The following is a 19,938-nucleotide window of genomic DNA, read 5'->3' on the forward strand; positions in this document are numbered from 1 at the left end:
ACTGACAGAAATGACCACTTCGTTGACCGACGATCTTCTCAACCAGTTGCAGGGACAGCCGCTGGCGCAGATCGGACAACAACTCGGACTCTCGCCGTCGCAGGCTACCGGCGCGGTGTCGGCGGCATTGCCGCTGCTGCTCGGCGCGCTCGGACGCAATGCCGGACAGCCCCAGGGCGCACAGGCGCTGTACGGCGCACTCGAACGCGATCACGCCAGCCTCGACATTGGCAGCGTGCTCGGCGCGGTGATGGGCGGTGGCGGCGCCAGCCAGGGCGGGCAGATCCTCGGCCACATCTTCGGTGCGCGCCAGGAGGGCGCGGCGCAGGGACTGGGAGCCGCAACCGGGCTCGGCAGCAGCCAGGCCGGAACGCTGCTGAAGGTCCTCGCACCGATCGTGATGGCCTACCTGGCCAAGCAGATGTTCTCCAACGGCGGCAATACGCTTGCGGCGCAACTGCCTGCCTCACCTCAGTCGCTGGAGCAAGCGCTGGGCCAGGAGCATCAGACGATCACCCAACAGGGTGGTATGGGCGGCGGCCTGCTTGGCGCGGTGCTCGATCGCGACGGCGATGGCGATACGGACTTCTCCGACCTGATCGGATTGGCCGGCTCAATGATGGGTGGCAGCGCACCGCGGCGCTGATTGCGCGCGCTCCGTTGCAGGCTCGCTGCGGGCTGGTCAGGTCCGACCGCGAAGTCTGGCCGCGCTGACGCGGCCAGACCCCCTGCGTCCTTGTTGCTAGCTGGCAGAAGACACCTGCGCTTTGGCCTTGTCCGCCTCGTGCTTCACCGGCGGATAGTCCGCCATTGCCGGAATCGTATCCAGGCCGACATGGATCGAGTCGAGCTCGCCGCCAATGTGCTCGGCATGGCGGTATTGACCGAAATTCAGCCATGCCGGACCGCGCTGGAACAGCTTCCAGTTCCACACCAGCATGCACAACACCAGGTTGATGGCGAAACTGGCGCTGGCGACGACCAAGGCGGACGTTTCGTTGATCGGAATCGGCACGAACCCCTTCTCCATCACGAACACGCTGAAAGTGAAGAGGTACAGGTAGAAGAAACCCAGCGTCGTACCGCGGGCCGCCACCCAGACGCCCGGGATCCACAGCGCGATCAGCGTCGGCACCAGGTTCAGCGCCATGCTGTTGGAGGTGTACTCGTTGAAGTTGAGGTACGAGAACGTCACGTTCCAGATGTCGTAGGCGATGATCCACAGCACCGCCTGGCCGGGCCACACCAGGTCACGCACGGCGGTGCGGTTGGGGCCGATGGCGTTCCAGCGGGTGATCGCCAGGATGTTGAGGATGCCGGCCGCACCGTTGAGGAGGTTGGGCAGGTAGCCCGAGGTGAAGTCCACCTCGACCGCCTCCAGGATATTCACCGCCAGGATCGCGGCCACCAGGAAGCGCATCCACTTGTACTTGTGCAATGGCGTGTAGCGCACGAACCAGAAGAACCAGATCGACACCACCAGGGTGTAGAGCTTGACCCAGCGGAACACCGAGGTGACGCCGGATTCGTTGATCCAGTAGAAGCTCATCACCACGATGCCCAGGCCGCAGACGATCGGCGTGAACCATTTCCATTGCCGCCACATCATGAACGCCGCAGCCAGGCCGGCGAAGATCAGCACCCAGTGGACGTAGGGCCAGGCAATCCCGCGATGGGTGAACGAAAGCTGCCCGCCGCCGCCTGTGCCGGGGATGCTGGCACGCAGGGTCCCGTCGTCGCCGAGCCGGAAGGGCACGCCGTTGACCTGTGGGGCGTCCACTGCGCCGTGCAAGGTGACCACGTCGTCTTCCTGGGAGTAGCTCACCCGCTCGCGGGCGTAGTGACCCGGCGTCACCCACAGCAGCTTGACCGTGCCGTCTTCGCGGAAGCGCAGCAGGTACCAGGAGCTGGCAACCTTCTCGCCGCTCTTGCCGGTGCCGGCGGTGATCACCACCCACTCCCCACCCATCTGCGAGATGCCCGGGGGCGCCGCTGAAGCCTCGCCACCCTCCCCGGGTGTCTGCCCGATGTCGACGCTGCGGACATCGCAGCCACCCAGCAGGAGGATGCCGAGAAGCGTGAGCAACATGCCCGCGAACCCGAATTTGCTTATTGCAGTTTGCATGCGGGACCCACCGACGCCTGAAACGGCAAGTGGACCCGCACGCGTATCACAGCTCCATAAGAAAAGTCTTAAATCTGACTCAGCCGGTCTTCTTCGCCCAGGCCGAACACCAGCCCTTCGCCGACACCGTGTTCTGCGGGAACATCAGGCACGGGCCGTAGGCCTGCCCGGCCGCGCCCTTGTAGAAGTTGCAGTTCGCGCAGTCGCTGCCGGGCTTGAATAACGGATGCTTCACGCTGGCGGCATTCTCGGAATAGCCCAGGGCCTGGGCCTGCGGACTGGTCAACGGCAGCTTGGGCAGCGCGGCCGGCTTGGCCGCAGGCTTGGGCGGCGCCTGACCTGCCGCCGTGCCCACGGCCAGCGCGGACAGGGTCAGAGCGGCCAGGCGGGCAAGGAATCCACGTCGTGACGGGTCGCATGCGTTCATGGGGCACCTCCGGGCGCGAGTATGCGCCCGTAACCGCGGACCGGCGTGACGCCAGCGACCGCAACACGGAATTGCCCCGGGTTTCGCTACAATTTCACCATGAGCACCCCACTGCCCTACGACCCCCAGCGCCTGGCGCATTGCGCCGGGGAGATCATCGTCAACGTGCGCGAGCTGTCGCAGCTGGGCTGGACGCCGGCGACCAGCAGCAATTTCTCGCGCCGCATGGACGACCAGCACATCGCCATCACCGTCTCCGGACGCGACAAGGGCCGCCTGACCGAAGCCGACATCATGGTCGTCGACCTCGATGGCAACCCGGTCGCGACCGATAACAAGTCCTCTGCCGAGACCCTGCTGCACACCCAGCTGTACAAGCGCTTTGCCGAGATCGGCTGCGTCCTGCACACCCACTCCAAGGTGCAGACGGTGGCGTCGCGTCTGTATTCGGGCCAGGGCCATGTGCACCTGGAAGGCTACGAGCTACTGAAGGCTTTCAGCGGCAACACCACCCACGAGATCAGCGTCGAGTTGCCGGTCCTGCCCAACAGCCAGGACATGCACACGCTGGCCGCGCAGGTCGATTGCCTGCTCGACCGCAAGTCGATGTGGGGCTACCTGATCGACGGCCACGGCCTGTATGCCTGGGGCAAGGACATGCCCGAGGCCCGTCGCCACCTGGAAGCATTCGAATTCCTGCTCGGCTGCGAGCTTGAAATCAGGAGATTGCAGCGATGAGCCGCCTGCGCATTTTTTCCGAAACCGACACCGCCAACCCGACCCTGTCGACCACCGACCAGGGCGACATTGCGCGCGAACTGCAGCGGATCGGGGTTGCCTTCGAACAATGGCAGGCGTCGGCACCGGTCGCACCGGGCGATGCGCCGGAAAAGATCATGGAGGCGTACCGCGCCGACATCGATCGCCTCGTCAGCGAACGCGGTTTCAAGTCCGTCGACGTGGTCAGCATCGCCCCGGACAACCCGCAGCGCGAGACCATGCGCGCCAAGTTCCTCGACGAGCACTTCCACAAGGAAGACGAGGTGCGCTTCTTCGTCGCCGGTTCCGGCTTGTTCACCCTGCACGTCGACGAGCAGGTCTATGAGATCAAGTGCGAACAGGGCGACCTGATCGCCGTCCCCGACAGCACGCGCCACTGGTTCGACATGGGCCCGGAGCCGAGCTTCATCGCGATCCGCTTCTTCACCGAGCCCGATGGCTGGGTCGGCCATTTCACGGGCACCGACATTGCCCAGCGCTTCCCGCGCTATGAGAAGGGACAGGCGGGCTGATGGCGACCAGGACCACTCGCGCCATCCTTACCGACATCGAGGGCACCACCAGCAGCATCTCCTTCGTCAAGGACGTGCTGTTCCCGTATGCGCGCCGCGCCCTGCCCCGCTTCGTCGCCGCGCGCGGCAAGGAGCCGGCGGTGCGCAAATGGCTCGATGCCGTGGCCACCGAGAATGGCGGCATGTGCGACGACGCCATGATCGTCGAGGTGCTGCAGGGCTGGATCGACGAGGACCGCAAGCACACCGCGCTCAAGGCCCTTCAGGGGATGATCTGGGCTGACGGCTACAACAGCGCCGACTTCACCGCGCACATCTATCCCGACGCCGCACCGGCACTGCGCAGCTGGCACGCCGACGGGTTGCCGCTGTATGTGTATTCCTCCGGCAGCGTGCCGGCGCAGCGGCTGTTCTTCGGCCACAGCGATGCCGGTGACCTGACGACACTGTTCTCGGGCTGGTTCGACACCGAGATGGGTGGCAAGCGCGACGCGCAGAGCTACCGCAACATCGTCGATGCCGTCGGCATCGCCGCCGCAGACATCGTGTTCCTGTCGGACGTGGTCGAAGAGCTCGATGCCGCGCGCGAAGCGGGGCTGCAGACCGTCCTGGTCGACCGTCGCGAGGATTACCCGCAGCCGCGACTGGGCGAAGCCGCGCACGGCCATGCCCGTGTGGAACGCTTCGATCAGATCGAGCTGGCCTGAAGTACAGCCGTCATCCCGGAAGTACTACCGTCGTCCCGGGCCAGCATCTCGACGAACTTCTCCGCCCGCGCGATCCGCGTTTCCGGCTTCTTGGCCGTATGCACGCGCCAGCAGAACGCGTAGCGGTTGGTGCCGTCGAGCTGCTCGAAGAACCGCCGCGCCCGGGCGTTGCCCGCCAGCGCCGCCGCCAGTTCCGGCGGCACCTCCATGCCGCTGGCGGCGTGATAGGCCGCCTGCCATCGCCCGTCGGCACGCGCCGCTTCGACTTCGCGCAAGCCGCCCGCCTGCATCCGCCCTTCGGCGTGGGCGACGAGCCATTTCTCCCATGCCGCCGCATCGCGGAACAACTCGATCTGCAGGTCGGTCGGCAGTTGCGCGGCCACTGCGGTCATTCCCGGGCCTGGTCGAGGCGGTAACGCGTTTCCGACGTCAACGCTCCGCGCCAGCGGTCGAACACGCGCACCTGGACCCGGTGTTCGCCGGCGCCGACATCGGTCGGCAGCACGCCGCGCCACAGGTGCGTGGAGGGAACGGCTTCTGGCGAACGGTCGTAACCGCGCAGCTGGTCGGCCTTGTCGTCGGCCAGGTTCTCGGCGAGCAGGTTGGGGTCGGGCTGCGATACGCGCCGCATCGGCTTCCACGCGCCGTCATCGATGCGGTATTCGACGCGGCTGTCGGCATCGCCCATGAAGACATTCGCGTACACGCCGTTGGCGGCCCAGGCGCCGAGCCTCAGCACCTTGGGCGCGTACAGCGCCATCGCATAGTCGGCCGGTGCGCGCGCGACCTGGTAGCGCAACGAATACGCGCCGTCGGGCTTGAAGGTCAGCCAGGCATAGCCATTCGGGGTGCCGTCGCTCATGGTGGTGTCGGGAATACCCTGCGCATCCTTGACGCCCGACCAGAACGCGCCACAGGCCGCGCCAGCGTTGTACTCGTGCAGTGGCTGCGCGCCATGCCAGCCGGTCGCGGCGTCGTGACGGTAGTGGCGCTGGTTGTGCGTGTGCGCGCTCAGCAACAGGACCTGGGTGTGGTCCTTGAGCATCGCGAACAGGCGGTCGCGATCGGCGCGGCGGAAACTCTCCACGCCGGGATACGGCTCGAAGAACGGGATGTGCACCGCGATGACCACGCGCCGGTCCTTGGGCAGGGTCGCCAGGTACGACTGCACGAAGGCGAACTGGTCCTCGCGCAGGCCGCCGATATAGGCCGGTTGCTGGCCCGGCAGATAAACCACGTCGTCGAGGACGATGAAGCTGGCCTGCGGCTCCTCCCAGGCGTAGCTGTCGGGTCCGAAGACGTTGCGGAACGACAGCAGCGCGTCTTCGTCGCGCGTGGCGTCGACATCGAGGTCGTGGTTGCCGGGCACGTGCAGCCAGGGCACGCCCAGCTTCGAGGTGACGCGGTTCATCGCCGGGTAGAGACTGATGTCGTCATTGACGATGTCGCCCAGGCTCAGGCCCAGGCGCACGTCGTGCTTGCCCACCAGCGGGGCGACGATGTCGCGCTCGTAGTAGCCGACATCGGCCTGGCTCTTGGGCTGCGGATCGCCGAACACCAGCATCTTCAGCTCGCCACCGGCCTTGGACTGCCGGCGCAGCGGAAAGTCCATGTCCGCGGAGCCGTCCGACGACGTTGCCGCGATGCCGCCATAACGCAGGGTCGGCGAGCCGGCCGGAAAGACGTGGTGCCAGAACAGTGGCAGGCCATTGGCGCCGGTTGCGGTGGCGTAGCCGGGTGGCTTGATCACGAACACGGTGGCGTTCTCGCGCGCCGGCAGCGCATAGCGCCCCTTGGCATCGGTAACGGCCAGGTCGCTGCCGTTGGAGACCTTGATGCCCGCAATCCCGCGCTCGGAGGCATCGCGATGCTGGTTGCCGTTGCCGTCGTCATAGACGGTGCCGGTCAGTTGCGCGGTCTGCGCGTGCGCATCGGCGCAGGTGGCAGCCAGCAGGCAGAGGAAAATGGAGCAGACGGACAATCGCAGCATGTGGCTTTCCCGGACGGTCACGGTGGCGGAACCGTGATTGGCGAGACGATTATCGGACCTGCCCGTGACGACCGGAAGCACCGCGCTCGCGGCCGTGAACGATCAGCCGCGATGACGCTGCCGCAACAGCGCCTCCACCTGCGACAGGCCCAGCCCGCGCGCCCGCAACAGCACCATCAGGTGGTAGAGCAGATCGGCGGCTTCGCCCAGCAGTTCCTCGTCCGGCTGCGCCACCGCGGCCAGTGCGGTCTCCACACCCTCCTCGCCCACCTTCTGCGCGATCCGGCGCATGCCACCCTCGAACAACGCCGTGGTGTAGCTGCCAGCCGGACGGTCGCGGTCGCGGGCGGCAATCAGCTCGTCGAGCTCGCCAAGGAACGAGGCGCGCGCCGGAGCCTGGGCGAAGCAGCTGGCGCGTCCCAGGTGGCAAGTGGGCCCCCGCGGCCGCGCCTGCACCAGCAGGGTATCGGCATCGCAGTCGGTCTCCACCGTGACCAGCTCGAGGAAATGTCCGGAGCTCTCGCCCTTGGTCCACAGCCGCTGGCGGCTGCGGCTGAAGAAGGTGACATGGCCGCTGTCGAGCGTGGCCTGCAGCGCTTCGCGGTTCATGTAGCCCAGCATCAGCACGGCCAGGGTATCGGCGTCCTGCACCACTGCCGGCAGCAGGCCGTCCTGCTTCTCCCAGGCCAATTCGTCGAACGGCGCATTGAGCGACGTGGCGGCTTCAGCGGTAGTCATTGCGCACCTCGATGCCCTGCTCACGCAGATGCCGTTTGAGCAGTGGAATGGCAACCGCACCGGAATGGAACACGCTGGCGGCCAGCGCGGCATCGACATCGGCTTCGTGGAAAACCTCGGCGAAATGGTCGATCGCGCCCGCCCCGCCCGAGGCCACCAGCGGCACCTGGCAACGCGCGCGCACGGCCTGCAACTGCTCGATGTCATAGCCCTCGCGAACACCGTCGCTGCCCATGCAGTTGAGGACGATCTCGCCGGCGCCGCGCTGCTGCGCCTCGTCGACCCAGTCGAGCGTGCGTTGCGGCAATGCCCTGGTCCGGGATGGATCGCCGCTGTACTGGCGCACGCGCCACTGGCCATCTTCGTCGCGCAGGCTGTCGATGCCGACCACGACGCACTGCTGGCCGAATGCATCGGCAATCTCGCCGATCAGCGCCGGCCGCTCCAGCGCTGGCGTGTTGATCGAGACCTTGTCGGCGCCGGCGTGCAGTGCGGTGCGCGCATCGTCGACCGAACGGATGCCGCCGGCGACGCAGAACGGAATGTCGATCTGGCGGGCGACCCGTTCGACCCAGGCGCGGTCGACGCTGCGTCCCTCGGGGCTGGCGGTGATGTCGTAGAACACCAGCTCGTCGGCGCCTTCGTCGCGATAGCGCAACGCCAGTTCGACGATGTCGCCCATGTCGACGTGATCGCGGAAACGCACGCCCTTGACCACACGCCCGTCGCGGACGTCCAGGCACGGCACGATGCGACGGCTCAGCATCGGCGCACCCGGTCGAGTGCGTCATCCAGGGCGAAGCGCCGCTCGATCAGCGCCTTGCCCAGTACCGCGCCGCTGCAGCCGGCGGCGCGCGCGGCGAGGATGTCGGCGATGTCGCGGATGCCGCCCGACGCCTGCACGTACAGTTCCGGCGCAAGCGCAACGATCAGCCGGTAGAGATCCAGGTTGGGACCGCCGAGCGTGCCGTCGCGGGAAATATCGGTGCACAGCAGGTGGCGGACACCGCCATCGGCGAAGCGCCTGACCAGGTCCTCCAGCCGCGCCGTGCTGTTCTCGGTCCAGCCGGCGACCGGCAACTGCCAGTCGCCATTGCCGTCCTGGCGCGCATCAAGGGCGACGGTGATGTGCTCCGCACCGAAGCGCTCGACCCAGGCAAGCACGCGCTCGGGCTCGCGCACCGCGAGCGAGCCGATCACGACCCGGTCGGCGCCCGCTGCCAGGATTGTCGCCACGTCCTCTTCGCTGCGCACGCCACCGCCGGTCTGCACGCGCAGCCAGCTCGTGCGTGCCAGCACGCGCAACAGCGGCAGCAGCGTGTAGCCGCCATGGCGGGCGGCGTCGAGGTCGACCAGGTGCAGCCAGTGCGCGCCCAGGCGCGCGTGCCGCATCGCCACGTCCAGCGGACGCTCCTCGTAGCGGGTCTCGCGCCCGTAGTCGCCCTGGTGCAGCCGCACCATGTGGCCCTCGCGCACGTCGATTGCCGGATACAGGTCGAAGTCCATGCCGGGCACCGATGACTGCAATGGATCGGCGCTCATGCCGCCTCCATCGCCAGGAAGTTCGCCAGCAATCGCTGGCCGACCGCCGCAGAGCGCTCCGGGTGGAACTGCGCACCCAAGCAGCGGCCGCGGCCGACGACCGCGGTGAAGCCACCGCCGTGGTCGCTGCTGGCAAGCGTGTCCTCGCCCAACGGCGCAGCGTAGCTGTGGACGAAGTAAGCGTGCGCGCCGGCGTCGATGCCGTCCAGAAGGCCGCTCACTGCACCGTTGATTGGCTGCAACTGGTTCCATCCCATATGTGGCACGCGTACTCCCGGTCCGGATGTCATGCGGCTGATGCGGCCGGGCAGCAGCCCCAGGCATTCGACGTCGCCCTCGTCGGAGGACTCGTACAGCAGCTGCATGCCCAGGCAGATCCCGAGCAGCGGTTGCCGCAGCCGACGGATCGGCTCGACCAGCCCGAGCTCGCGCAGCCGCGCCATCGCCGGCGGCGCCGCGCCGACCCCGGGGAGGATCACGCGTCGCGCATTGGCGATGGTGTCGGCGTCGGCACTGAGTACCGCGCGCGCACCCAACCTCTCAAGCGCGTAACGCACCGAGCCGATGTTCCCCCCACCCCAGTCGATGAGCACCACTTCGGTCACTGCAGTTCTTCTCCGGTTACGTTCATGGCGTCGGCGCGTGCTACAGGCTGCCCTTGGTGCTTGGCAGCTCGTGGCCTTCACGCCGGATCGCCTGGCGCAGTGCGCGCGCGACGGCCTTGAAGCAGGCCTCGACCTTGTGGTGGTCGTTGTCGCCCTGCACGCGCAGGTTGAGATTGAGCCCGGCGCCTTCGCACAGCGAGCGGAAGAAATGCGGCACCAGCTCGGTCGGCAGGCCACCCACGTGTTCCCGAGCGAATGCTCCGTCGAAGACGAAGTACGGCCGCCCGGAAAAATCCAGCGCGGCGCTGGCGAGGCTCTCGTCCATCGGCAGCGTGAAACCGTAACGGCCGATGCCGCGTTTGTCGCCGAGCGCCTCGCGCAGTGCCTGGCCAAGTGCCAGCGCGCTGTCCTCGACGGTGTGGTGCTCGTCGATGTGGAGATCGCCCTCGCAGCGCAGCTCCAGGGCGAAGCCGCCGTGCTTGCCGATCTGCTCGAGCATGTGGTCGAAGAAGCCCAGGCCGGTGGTCACGGCCGGCTCGGCGCTACGGTCGAGGTCGAGTGCGACTTCGATCCGGGTTTCGCGGGTGGCGCGGGTGACGCGCGCGGTGCGCGGGGCGTCCGCCAGGGCGTGGGCGATGGAACCCCAGTCCCACTCGCCACCGAACTGCACGGTGCGCAGCTGGAAGGCGCGGATGCCCAGGTTGCGCGCAAAGGCGTTGTCGGTGTCGCGGTCGCCGACCATCGCCGAGCGCGACCAGTCGATGCCGCGATCGCGCAGGTACGGCAGCGCCAGGCCGACGCCCGGCTTGCGCGTGGGCGCGTTGTCGGCCGGCAGGCTGGTGTCGATGAGCACGTCGCGGAAACGGATTCCCTGGCTTTCGAACACCTGCATCATCAGACCGTGCGGGCCGTCGAAATCGGCGCGCGGGAAGGCCTCGCTGCCGAGGCCGTCCTGGTTGGTCACCATCACGAACTGGTAGCCCGCGTCGCGCAGCCGCAGCATGGCCGGGATCACACCGGCGACGAAGCGCAGCTTCTCGAACCGGTCGATCTGGAAGTCGTCCGGCTCTTCGATCAGGGTGCCGTCGCGGTCGACGAAGAGGATGGGCGCGCCACTCATGCGGCGCCCCCCGCCAGCAAGGCGATCACCTGGCGATTCTGCTCCGGCGTGCCGATGCTGATGCGCAGTGCGTCGCCCAGGCCGGGTGCCGCGCGCATGTCGCGAACCACCACGCCGGCGGACAGCAACCGGTCGAACGCCGCCTGGGCGTCGTCGAAGCGCACCAGGACGAAGTTGGCGCTGGAGGCATAGGCGCGGCGCACGCCCGGCGCTGCGGCCAGTGCCGACCGCAGGCTCTCGCGCTCGCCGAGGACGGTGGCGATGTGTTCGCCCGTCGCCGCGCGTGCCGCCGGCGCCAATGCCTGCAGCGCCTGCTCCACGCACGCCACCGGCAGCGGGTATGGCGCCTGGCAGCGGCGCAGCACCTCGATCAGTTCCGGGTCGGCGATCACGCTGCCGATGCGCGCCGCCGCCAGCGCGTGCGCCTTCGACAGCGTGCGCAGCACCACGACATTTCGATGGGCGGGCAGCAGGGTGATCGCCGATGGGCCGTTGGCGTACTCCTGATAGGCCTCGTCGACGACGACCAGCGCCTGGCCGTCGAGTTGACGCGCCAGGGCGGCGATTGCGGAGAGGGGCATGAGCGCGCCAGTGGGGTTTCCGGGTGAGCACAGGAACACCAGCTTCACGCCATCGCGTCGAACCGCCGTGGCCACAGCGGCGAAGTCGCACTGCCAGCCCTGCGCATCCTCGCGCAGCGGCACATCGACCACGCGCGTGCCGTGCAACCGGGCACTGACCGCATACATGCCGAAGGTCGGCGTGCTGATGAGTATGGCGTCGCCACCGGGCCGGCATACCGCCCGCACCAGCAGGTCGATGCCTTCGTCGCTGCCGCGGCCGGCAAGCAGTTGCTCCGGCGCGCAGCCGTACAAGTCCGCCAGTGCATTTCGCAACGCCTGCGGCTGCGGATCCGGGTAACGCCGCAGCGTGCCGTCACCGTCGGCATCGTTGCGCCACGGCGATTCGTTGGCGTTGAGCCAGATCCGACCCTGCAGACTCTCGCTGCGCGCGGAGCGATAGCCGGCGAAATCGCGCAGGTCTTCGCGCACCAGCGCCTGGGGGTCAGTGGCCGATGCCACGTCCTGCTGCGCCGCCGCACTCATGCCGCCACCGCCTGCAGCCGCAGTGCGACCGCCCGCAGGTGCGCATCGAGCCCCTCGGCGCGTGCCAGCTCCACCGCGCACGGGCCAATGGCCGCTATGCCATCGGGTTGCACTTCCTGCACCGTGATCGCGATCTGGAAACTGGCGACGTTGAGACCGCCGCTGAAACGCGCCGCGCCGCTGGTCGGCAGGACGTGATTGGTGCCACTGCAATAGTCGCCCAGCGCTTCGGGGGCCCAGTCGCCGAGAAACACGGAGCCTGCCGCCTGCACCCGCGGCAGCCACCGGCGTGCCTCGCGCAGCGCCAGGATCAGGTGCTCGGGCGCGTAGTCGTTGCTGACCTGCATGGCCTGGTCGATCGAGTCGACCCGGATCGCACAGGACGCATCGAGCGCCTCGCGCGCAATCGCCGCGCGCGGCAGCGACTCCAGCTGGAGCTGCAGCTGGATGGCGACCGCATCGAGCATCGCGTCGCTGTCACTCAGCAGGACCACCTGCGAATCCGGGCCGTGCTCGGCCTGCGAGAGCAGGTCGGCGGCAACGAAGGCCGGGTTGGCGCCGCCATCGGCGATCACCAGTACTTCGGAGGGACCGGCCGGCATGTCGATGGCCGGACCGTCCGCGGCCATCGCGACTTGCCGCTTGGCCTCGGTGACATAGGCGTTGCCCGGACCGAACAGCTTGTCGCATCGCGGCACCGCGTCGGTGCCGCAGGCCATTGCCGCGATCGCCTGCGCGCCACCGATCTTGAAGATGCGATCGATGCCGCAGCGCTGCGCCGCGTACAACACCGCCGGATCGGCGCTGCCGTCGCGCCGCGGAGGCGTGCACAGCACGACTTCGGGGCAGCCGGCCAGGCGCGCGGGAACGCCGAGCATCAGGGCGGTCGAAGGCAGCGGCGCGGACCCCGCCGGTACATACAGGCCGACGCGACGGATCGGTCGCAGCACGCGCTCGCAACGCACGCCGGGCGCGGTGTCGACCGCGTAGGCCTCGCTCATGCCGGCCTCGTGGAACAGGGCGATGCGCGCGGCGGCTTCGTCAATGGCCTGGCGCAACGCCGGAGCCAGGCCCTTGATCGCTGCGCGCAACTCCTCGGCGCCCACGCGCAGGTCAACCAGTTCGACGCCGTCGAAACGCAGCGCGAAGGCGCGCAGTGCCGCGTCGCCGTTGTCGCGGACTTCGCCGATGATCGCGGCGACCGCGGTAGTGGTGATGGTGGAAGTACGCTGCGACGGGCGGCGCAGCAGGTTGGCGCGCTCGCTGACGCCCAGGCGGTTCCAGTCGGCACGGCGCATCAGCGCGGCGGCGGCAGTGGTTGCAGCGCTCATGCCAGCATTCCCTCGACCGGCAACACCATCAGCCCGCGCGCCCCGGCGCGCTTGAGTTCCTCCAGCCGTTGCCAGGTGACCGCGCCGTGGCACAGCGCCTGCAAAGCCAGGTCGTCGCCTTCGTCCAGACGCATTACTGTCGGCGCTTCGGCGTCGGGCAGCAGCGGCAGCAGGTCGGGCAGCAGATTGCGTGGCGCCTGGAACATCAGCAGTTTGCTGTGGCGGATCCGCAGCGCGCCGTCGAGGCGGCGCAGCAACAGGTCGGCGAGTTCGCCGCGCACCGGGTCGAAATCGTCGGCCGGCCCGGCCAGGACCGCTTCGCTCTCCAGCAGCGTCATCACCGGCTTGAGCTGGTTGGCCGACAGCGTCGCGCCGCTCGACACCAGATCGCAGATCGCCTCGGCCTGCCCCAGCCGCGGCGCGATTTCCACCGAGCCCGACAACAGCACCACATCAGCCGCGATGCCCTGCCCGGCCAGCCAGCGCGACAGCAGCGCCGGATAGCTGGTGGCGATGCGCTTGCCGGTCAGCTGCTGCGGCCCTTGCCAGTCCCAGGCGTCGGGCACCGCCAGCGCCAGCCGGCAGGCGCCGAAGCCCAGCGCCCGCCATTCGCGAAAGGCCGACGTGCGGCCATCGCCGGTCCTTCGGCTGTCGCTGCGGCTGCCGTCCTGTTCGAGCAGCACATTGCGGCCGACGATGCCCAGATCGCAGACGCCGTCGGCGATCAGGCCGGGAATATCGTCGTCGCGCACCAGCAGCAGGTCGATCGGCAGGCTTTCGCCATAGCAGAACAGGCGGTCGCGGCTTTCGCGCCAGCTCAAGCCGCACGACGCCAGCAGCGCGCGCGCCGGCTCGGCCAGGCGGCCGGATTTCTGGATGGCGATGCGCAGGCGATCGCGCACCGGGGCATTTGCGGGGGGGCTCATCGGGATGCTCGTAGGTCGGGGCGCGGCTAGTCGCTGTTGCCGGGGGACGCCGGGCCGGTCTCGCCGGTCTGGCGCTGGTAGGCGATGGCGTAGCCGCCGGCGCCGCGTTCGAGGGTCCGGGCGACACGCCCGATGGTGGTGACGCTGACCTGGGTGCGGTCGTGGATCTCGCGGTACGGGACGTTGCCGTACAGCAGCGGCACCACCCGCCAGCGATCGGTCATCGCCTCCAGTTCCGCCGGCGTGCACAGGTCCTGCAGGAAGGCCTGGACCTCCTGCGGGCTGCGCAGCCCAAGCAGGGCCGTGGCGAGGCCGGCCAGGTCGTCCTCGGCCCGCTCGTTGCGGTCGGTGTCCTGCGGTCGTCGTTTCATGCCCGTGTATTAATGTATTAACGTGCTAATACATTAAGCGAAGCCGCAAGACCCCGTCAAGCCGCTTCCGCGCCCCTGCGCGATCCGGGAGACCTGTTGGCGGCGTTCACGCCGTTTGGCTTGCGATACGGATATAGCTGCCGCGGCGGCTGGGCGAGGGGGAGACATGGGACGTGTTGCGTCGTGGATATGGCGGGGGCTGGGGCTGGGACTGGCCGGCCTGTGCCTGCTGCTGGCCGCGCCTGCACCCACCCTGGGGGCAGGTGCGGGCGCGGGCACGGCTCCGGTGCCGGCGACCCTCCAGATCGGCAGCGACCTGCGACAGACATCGCTGTCGCCCTACCTGGCCTACTACCACGATGTTGCCGCGGGTGATGACGTGGATGCCGTTGCGCGGCGCCTGGCGCAGGGACAGTTCGCGCCGCTGCCCGGGGGGCAAAGTTCGTTTGGCTTCCGCCCTGGCGCGTTCTGGTTCCACGCGCGCATCGTCAACCGCGGCAATCCCGAGCAACGCTGGCTGCTGGTGCAGAGTTACGCACTGAGCGATCACATCGACCTGTATGCACGCTACCCCGATGGCCACACCGCCTTCCAGGCCGGCGGCGATCACTTGCCTTTCAGCGCCCGCAGCGTGCGTTACCGGCATCCGAACTTCTGGTTGACGCTGCCGCCCGGCCAGCCGGTCGACGTCTTCGTGCGTGTGCAGAGCGAAAGCTCGATGCAGGTTCCGCTGTGGATCTACACACCGGTGGCGTTCGCCGAACTCTCGCGCGATGCGCAGCTGGTGATCGGGATGTACTACGGCATCCTGCTGGCGCTGTTCTTCTACAACCTGGCGCTGTGGCTGAGCCTGCGCGATGCCAGCTACTTCTGGTACCTGTTCCACCTTTCGGCGTTTGGCCTGGTGCTTTTCACCCTCAACGGCTTCGGATTCGAGTATCTGTGGCCGCAGTCCTCATGGCTCAGCGACCGCATGGTGCCGCTGTCGATCTGCCTGGCGCAGATCGGCATGCAGCAGTTCGCGCGGGTCTTCCTCGGGTTGCGCGAACGCTGGCGATTTGGCGATCGCGTCGGCCTTGGGCTGATCGCGTTCTTCGCCCTGCTCGGCATCGCCTCGACCTGGCTGCCGTACCACATCTCCACGCCGGTGGCCTCCGCGGCGGTACTGGTCAGCATTGCCTGGATCGCGGTGGTGTCGGTCACGGTGGTTCGGCGCGGTTATGCGCCGGCGCAGTTGTTCCTGCTGGCCTGGGCGATGTTCCTGCTCGGCACCGGCCTGTTCGTCGCGATCGCCTTTGGCCTGATGCCCAAGACCTTCATCACCGAGTATGGGGTGCAGATTGGTTCGGCGCTGGAGATGCTGCTGCTATCGATCGCACTGGGCCACCGCTACGCGGCGCTGCGTAATGAAAACGAGCGGATCGTGCGCGAGGCCAGGGACCAGTTGGAACACAAGGTCGAGCAGCGCACCGTGGAGCTGCGCAGCGCGCTTGGACAACTCGAGGACGCGCATGCGCGCCTGCGCGAGAGCAGCCAGCGCGATGCGCTGACCGGCCTGCACAACCGCAGCCACTTCCGCGACCGTTTCGAATCGCTGCTGCGGCAGTCGCGCGAGCACCACCACCCGCTGTCGCTGCTGATGATCGACCTGGACAACTTCAAGCTCATCAACGACCAGCATGGGCACCTGATCGGCGACGAATGCCTGCGCTGGGCGGCGCGGACGCTCGGCCATGGCTTGCGCCCGCACCACGATGCGTTGCTGGCGCGATTCGGCGGCGAGGAGTTCGTGGTCGTGCTGCCGGGATTGAACCTGTCGGCGGCGACCCGCGTCGCCGAAGACCTGCGCCAGAGCCTGCGCGACCAGCCCTTCGAAGGCGGCGACCGTCAGATCAGCGAGCAGATCACGGTCACTGCGAGCATCGGCGTACACGCGATCGAGACCGTGTCGTTCGGCGGCATCGACCCGCTGTTGCAGCTGGCTGATCAGGCCTTGTACCGGGCCAAGGCGGACGGCCGCGACTGCGTGCGGACGTCGCAGGTGGAGACGGTCTGACAGCTCCCTCCCCTTCTTGCTTCAAGGGGAGGTGCCTCAGGAAAGCGCGGATCAGCCGCGCGCGGCCGCCAGCACGATGCCTTCGCGCACCAGCCGCACCGCGGTGGCGACTTCACCATCGAGCGCGCGGTCGCGATCGAGGAACGGGATCGCTTCGCGGATGGCGGCATGCGCGGCGGCGACTGCACGGCCGGGATGGAACTCATCGGCCGCGGCCAGCTCGACGCGCAGACCCTCGACTTCGGCCAGGAACGCTTCGTACTCGTCGCTGCCGGCCACCGGCGCGCCCTGCACCTTCGCCGCCAGTGCGCGCGCATCGGCACGGTCGGCCAGGTCGCGTGCGGCATTGATCATGTCGCGGCGCAGGTCCAGCGCCTGCGCGGCGGTGTAGAGCTCGAGCGCCAGCACCTTGCCCAGGTCGTCGGCCATGGCCAGCACGTGGCGGGCCTCGTTGGCGCCCATGGAAACGTGGTCTTCGGCGTTGGCGCTGGTCGGGATGGAGTAGACCGATGCCGGATGCGCGCGGCTGGCGAGGTCGTTGACGATCGCCGCGGCGGTGTACTGCACGATCATGTGGCCGGATTCGGTCGAGTCCTCGTTGCCGATCAGGAAACCCGGCAGGCCGTCGTTGGTAGCCGGATCGACCAGCTTGTTGAGGCGGCGCTCGGAAATGCTCGCCAGCACCGGGATCGCCGCCTTGACGTAGCTCATCGCCAGCGCCAGCGGCATGCCGTGGAAGTGGCCGGCCGAGATCACCTGCTGCTCGACGAACTCCGCCTTGGCGTCGGGGAACACGATCGGGTTGTCGGTCAGCGCATTGAGCTCGATCTCGAGCACGCGCGCGGCCTGGGCGACGGCATCGCGCACCGCACCGTGCACCTGCGGGATGCAGCGCAGCGAGTAGCTGTCCTGCGGCTGGTGCTTCTTGCCGCCGCGGAACGGGCGGAAGCGCAGGTAGAACTTCTCGCGGCCGTGGCGCTGGCTGAACGGCACCCAGTCCCAGCCGATGTCGAAGCGAAGCGCCTGCGACTGCGCGGTGTCCCAGCTGCGCGGCTGCCAGGCGCGGAACTTTGGCACCAGGTGGTACGGGATATCGGCCAGCGTGGAGCCGTGCAGCAGTTCGCGCAGGTGCGCGGCGCTGTGCACCTGGCCCGGATGCGGACGCAGCGCATGCACTTCCTCGGCGAACGCACCCAGGCGACCGGCAAAGGCGTCGATGGTCATCGCCGCGGCCAGATCGGCCGTGTCCAGCAGGTCTTCGAGTTTTGCCAGCGCCAGCACGCCGCAGGCGAGCATCTGCGCGGTGCCATTGTTAAGCGCCAGGCCTTCCTTGTAAGACAGCGTCACCGGCGCGAGTCCGGCGCGCTTGAGGGCTTCGCCACCCGCGATGCGTTCGCCCTCGAAGAAGGCTTCGCCGCCGCCGAGCAGGACGATGGCCAGGTGCGACAGCGGTGCGAGGTCGCCACTGGCGCCCACCGAACCCAGCTGCGGCACCACCGGCACGATGCCGGCGTTGAGCATCGAGGTCAGCGCCTGCAGGGTCTCCACGCGGATGCCGGAGTGACCGCGCATCAGCGTGTTGATGCGGATGCACAACATCGCGCGGACGATCTCCGGCGCGAACGCGTCGCCGACGCAGACGGCGTGGGTGACGATCAGGTTGCGCTGCAGCTCTTCGTGCAGGGTGACGTCGGAACGCGCCGCGCCGGGCAGCTCGTCGCGCAGGTGGTGGTTGCCGAGCAGGCGGTCGGCGTTGCTTCCGAAGCCAGTCGAGACGCCGTAGATGGGCTCTTCGCGGCGGACCTGTTCGGCCAGGAATTCGGCGGCGCGCGCCACTGCCGGCAGTTGCTCCGGCGCCAGCTGCACATGCGCGCCGTAGGCCACGTCCACGAGCTGTGCGCGCGTCAGCGAGCGGCCATCGAGTCGGATCGGTTTCATCGTTTCACCTTGCAGCTGCCTGCCATCTGCGCCGATCACGCTTTGCCGTGACGGCGTCCCCTGTCATGAACGGCGCGCGCGGACGTGGTCGTCCACCGCGCCTGCGGTAGGCCGGCCCTAGCGGCCGGTCAGCGCGCGGGTCTGTTCCAGCTCCACGCGCAACGTGCTCGCCAGATCCTCCAGCGGCACTTCGAACTGCTCCTCGCGCAGCAGGTCCTTGACCGCGACCATGCCGCGCGCCTTCTCGTCGTCGCCGGCGAGGGCAACGAAGCGGATGCCGGCGCGCGAGGCGTACTGGAACTGCTTGCCGATCTTGCGTGCTTCCATCTGCACTTCGGTGTTGATGCCGGCCGCGCGCAGGCGGCGGGCGATCTCCAGCGCATCGGTCAGCGACTGGCCGTCCATCAGCGCCACCATCGCCTGCACGGTGCTGCCGGCCGAATTGCCGAGCAGGCCGGCCTCGCGCAGTTGCCAGAACAGACGGGTCAGCCCGATCGAGATGCCCACGCCGGGCAGCTTCGACTTGGTGTAGTGGCTGGCCAGGTTCTCGTAGCGGCCACCGGAGCAGATCGAACCGATCTGAGGGTAGTCGTTGAGCGTGGTCTCGTAGACGGTGCCGGTGTAGTAGTCCAGGCCGCGGGCGATCGAGAAGTTCAGCGCGTAGGCGCTTTCCGGAACGCCCAGCGCGCGTACCAGCTCCAGCACTTCGCGCAGCTCGCTCACGCCTTCGCGCAGCGCTTCGTTGCCCTCGCCCAGCGCGTCGAGCCTGGCCAGCGCATCGGCGTGCGAGTCCGAGCGCACCTTGACGAAATCGAGGATGCGCGCGACCGCCTCGGCCGGAAGGTCGAAGCCTTCGCCGGTGAGGGTCTCGCGGACATGGTCCTCGCCGCGCTTGTCGAGCTTGTCGACCTCGCGCAGCACCAGCGCCTGCAGTTCGCCGTCGGCGATGCCCTGGGCCTCGAAGAAGCCGCGCATCAGCTTGCGGTTGTTGAGCTGGATGGTGAACGCACCGATGGCGAGCTCGGAGAACACCGCGTGGATCACCGCCGGCAACTCGGCATCGAAACGCACGCTGAGCGCGTCCTTGCCGATGACGTCGATGTCGCACTGGTAGAACTCGCGGAAGCGGCCGCGCTGGGCGCGTTCGCCGCGGTACACGCGCTGCATCTGGTAGCGACGGAACGGGAACGCCAGCTCGTGTTCGTGCTCGGCGACGTAGCGCGCCAGCGGCACGGTCAGGTCGAAGCGCATCGCCAGCTCGGGCATGCCCTCGCCCGCCGCGCCCTCGGAGGCCTTGCCCAGCGCACCGGTCGACTGGACGAAGTAGACCTGGCGCTCGGTTTCGCCGCCGGACTTGGTCAGCAGTACTTCCGACAGCTCCATGACCGGCGTTTCCACCGGCAGGAAGCCGAATCGTTCGAAATTGCGACGGATCGTATCCAGCATGCGCTGGAAGGCGATCTGGTCAGGAGGCAGCAGCTCCATGACCCCGGGCGGGGTGCGCGGCTTGATCAAGCAAGGCTCCAGTGACGGCAGACCGCGAACGCGGCCGGACGCGGTACAGGCATCGGGCGCACGGTGGATTCGCGGTGTAGAGGGGGAAATCGACGACAGTTTAGCCGTTGCGACCGCTTTTCCCCCAACGGCCTGACATCCAATTGAAG

At 68.2% G+C, this 19,938-nt stretch carries 20 protein-coding genes; 5 read left to right on the forward strand and 15 right to left on the reverse strand.

What is annotated here, in order from left to right:
- Positions 1-10: 10 nt before the first annotated feature.
- Entirely contained in the window at positions 11-646 is a 636-nt protein-coding gene (locus AB4Y64_RS02480) for a DUF937 domain-containing protein (protein WP_441814859.1), read from the forward strand.
- A 96-nt stretch (positions 647-742) separates the two neighbouring features.
- Here the strand turns inward: AB4Y64_RS02480 and AB4Y64_RS02485 are convergent, their stop codons facing one another.
- Both AB4Y64_RS02485 and AB4Y64_RS02490 read right to left on the reverse strand, forming a co-directional pair.
- Positions 743-2,089: a DUF5692 family protein gene (locus AB4Y64_RS02485; RefSeq protein WP_441814860.1), complete on the reverse strand. Its 1,347-nt coding sequence runs from the start codon at positions 2,087-2,089 to the stop codon at positions 743-745.
- 115 nt (positions 2,090-2,204) lie between these two features.
- Positions 2,205-2,552, reverse strand: coding sequence for a high-potential iron-sulfur protein (locus AB4Y64_RS02490; RefSeq protein WP_441814861.1), 348 nt, complete (start codon positions 2,550-2,552; stop codon positions 2,205-2,207).
- Positions 2,553-2,651: 99 nt separating this feature from the next.
- Between AB4Y64_RS02490 and AB4Y64_RS02495 the strand changes: the two genes are divergently transcribed.
- From AB4Y64_RS02495 to mtnC, 3 genes are read left to right on the forward strand one after another with little or no spacing between them, the layout of a single operon-like run.
- Positions 2,652-3,290 (forward strand): methylthioribulose 1-phosphate dehydratase, encoded by a 639-nt coding sequence (locus tag AB4Y64_RS02495; protein WP_441814862.1) that lies wholly within the window; start codon positions 2,652-2,654, stop codon positions 3,288-3,290.
- A complete protein-coding gene (locus AB4Y64_RS02500) occupies positions 3,287-3,844 on the forward strand; it encodes a 1,2-dihydroxy-3-keto-5-methylthiopentene dioxygenase (RefSeq protein ID WP_441814863.1) in 558 nt (185 codons plus the stop codon). Before AB4Y64_RS02495 ends, AB4Y64_RS02500 begins: the two co-directional genes overlap by 4 nt.
- Positions 3,844-4,551: an acireductone synthase gene (gene mtnC / locus AB4Y64_RS02505; RefSeq protein WP_441814864.1), complete on the forward strand. Its 708-nt coding sequence runs from the start codon at positions 3,844-3,846 to the stop codon at positions 4,549-4,551. Before AB4Y64_RS02500 ends, mtnC begins: the two co-directional genes overlap by 1 nt.
- Here mtnC and AB4Y64_RS02510 read toward each other — a convergent pair.
- From AB4Y64_RS02510 to AB4Y64_RS02560, 11 genes are all read right to left on the reverse strand, one after another.
- Positions 4,533-4,934: a YdeI/OmpD-associated family protein gene (locus tag AB4Y64_RS02510; RefSeq protein ID WP_441814865.1), complete on the reverse strand. Its 402-nt coding sequence runs from the start codon at positions 4,932-4,934 to the stop codon at positions 4,533-4,535. The two genes, mtnC and AB4Y64_RS02510, sit on opposite strands and share 19 nt — an antisense overlap.
- Before the next feature lie 5 nt (positions 4,935-4,939).
- Complete coding sequence (locus tag AB4Y64_RS02515; RefSeq protein ID WP_441814866.1) at positions 4,940-6,541, reverse strand: calcineurin-like phosphoesterase C-terminal domain-containing protein; 1,602 nt, start codon at positions 6,539-6,541, stop codon at positions 4,940-4,942.
- Between the two features lie 102 nt (positions 6,542-6,643).
- Complete coding sequence (gene hisIE / locus AB4Y64_RS02520; protein WP_441814867.1) at positions 6,644-7,279, reverse strand: bifunctional phosphoribosyl-AMP cyclohydrolase/phosphoribosyl-ATP diphosphatase HisIE; 636 nt, start codon at positions 7,277-7,279, stop codon at positions 6,644-6,646.
- Positions 7,266-8,045 carry an imidazole glycerol phosphate synthase subunit HisF gene (hisF, locus tag AB4Y64_RS02525; protein WP_441814868.1) on the reverse strand — a complete coding sequence of 260 codons (780 nt, stop codon included), beginning with the start codon at positions 8,043-8,045 and terminating at the stop codon, positions 7,266-7,268. Before hisF ends, hisIE begins: the two co-directional genes overlap by 14 nt.
- Positions 8,039-8,785 carry a 1-(5-phosphoribosyl)-5-[(5-phosphoribosylamino)methylideneamino]imidazole-4-carboxamide isomerase gene (gene hisA / locus AB4Y64_RS02530; RefSeq protein ID WP_441815215.1) on the reverse strand — a complete coding sequence of 249 codons (747 nt, stop codon included), beginning with the start codon at positions 8,783-8,785 and terminating at the stop codon, positions 8,039-8,041. Before hisA ends, hisF begins: the two co-directional genes overlap by 7 nt.
- 32 nt (positions 8,786-8,817) lie before the next feature.
- The gene (gene hisH / locus AB4Y64_RS02535; protein WP_441814869.1) at positions 8,818-9,426 is read right to left on the reverse strand and encodes an imidazole glycerol phosphate synthase subunit HisH; all 609 of its coding nucleotides are present in this window, start codon (positions 9,424-9,426) and stop codon (positions 8,818-8,820) included.
- A gap of 40 nt (positions 9,427-9,466) precedes the next feature.
- Positions 9,467-10,546 (reverse strand): bifunctional histidinol-phosphatase/imidazoleglycerol-phosphate dehydratase HisB, encoded by a 1,080-nt coding sequence (gene hisB, locus AB4Y64_RS02540; protein WP_441814870.1) that lies wholly within the window; start codon positions 10,544-10,546, stop codon positions 9,467-9,469.
- Positions 10,543-11,652, reverse strand: coding sequence for a histidinol-phosphate transaminase (hisC, locus tag AB4Y64_RS02545; protein ID WP_441814871.1), 1,110 nt, complete (start codon positions 11,650-11,652; stop codon positions 10,543-10,545). Before hisC ends, hisB begins: the two co-directional genes overlap by 4 nt.
- Complete coding sequence (gene hisD, locus AB4Y64_RS02550; RefSeq protein ID WP_441815216.1) at positions 11,649-12,950, reverse strand: histidinol dehydrogenase; 1,302 nt, start codon at positions 12,948-12,950, stop codon at positions 11,649-11,651. The genes hisC and hisD overlap by 4 nt, the downstream gene beginning before the upstream one ends.
- Before the next feature lie 29 nt (positions 12,951-12,979).
- Positions 12,980-13,909: an ATP phosphoribosyltransferase gene (gene hisG / locus AB4Y64_RS02555; RefSeq protein WP_441814872.1), complete on the reverse strand. Its 930-nt coding sequence runs from the start codon at positions 13,907-13,909 to the stop codon at positions 12,980-12,982.
- Positions 13,910-13,935: 26 nt separating this feature from the next.
- Positions 13,936-14,280 carry a YerC/YecD family TrpR-related protein gene (locus tag AB4Y64_RS02560; RefSeq protein ID WP_441814873.1) on the reverse strand — a complete coding sequence of 115 codons (345 nt, stop codon included), beginning with the start codon at positions 14,278-14,280 and terminating at the stop codon, positions 13,936-13,938.
- A gap of 166 nt (positions 14,281-14,446) precedes the next feature.
- On the opposite strand from AB4Y64_RS02560, the gene AB4Y64_RS02565 reads away from it, so the two are divergent.
- Positions 14,447-16,336: a sensor domain-containing diguanylate cyclase gene (locus tag AB4Y64_RS02565; protein ID WP_441814874.1), complete on the forward strand. Its 1,890-nt coding sequence runs from the start codon at positions 14,447-14,449 to the stop codon at positions 16,334-16,336.
- 51 nt (positions 16,337-16,387) lie between these two features.
- On the opposite strand, the gene AB4Y64_RS02570 is transcribed toward AB4Y64_RS02565, so the two are convergent.
- Together AB4Y64_RS02570 and hisS are read right to left on the reverse strand one after the other, a co-directional pair.
- Entirely contained in the window at positions 16,388-18,274 is a 1,887-nt protein-coding gene (locus tag AB4Y64_RS02570; RefSeq protein ID WP_441814875.1) for an HAL/PAL/TAL family ammonia-lyase, read from the reverse strand.
- 117 nt (positions 18,275-18,391) lie between these two features.
- Positions 18,392-19,789, reverse strand: a complete 1,398-nt coding sequence (gene hisS / locus AB4Y64_RS02575) for a histidine--tRNA ligase (RefSeq protein ID WP_441814876.1) — start codon at positions 19,787-19,789, stop codon at positions 18,392-18,394.
- Between the last annotated feature and the right edge of the window lie 149 nt (positions 19,790-19,938).

This window comes from Lysobacter sp. TAF61 (assembly GCF_052113485.1).
Taxonomy (GTDB): domain Bacteria; phylum Pseudomonadota; class Gammaproteobacteria; order Xanthomonadales; family Xanthomonadaceae; genus Lysobacter_J.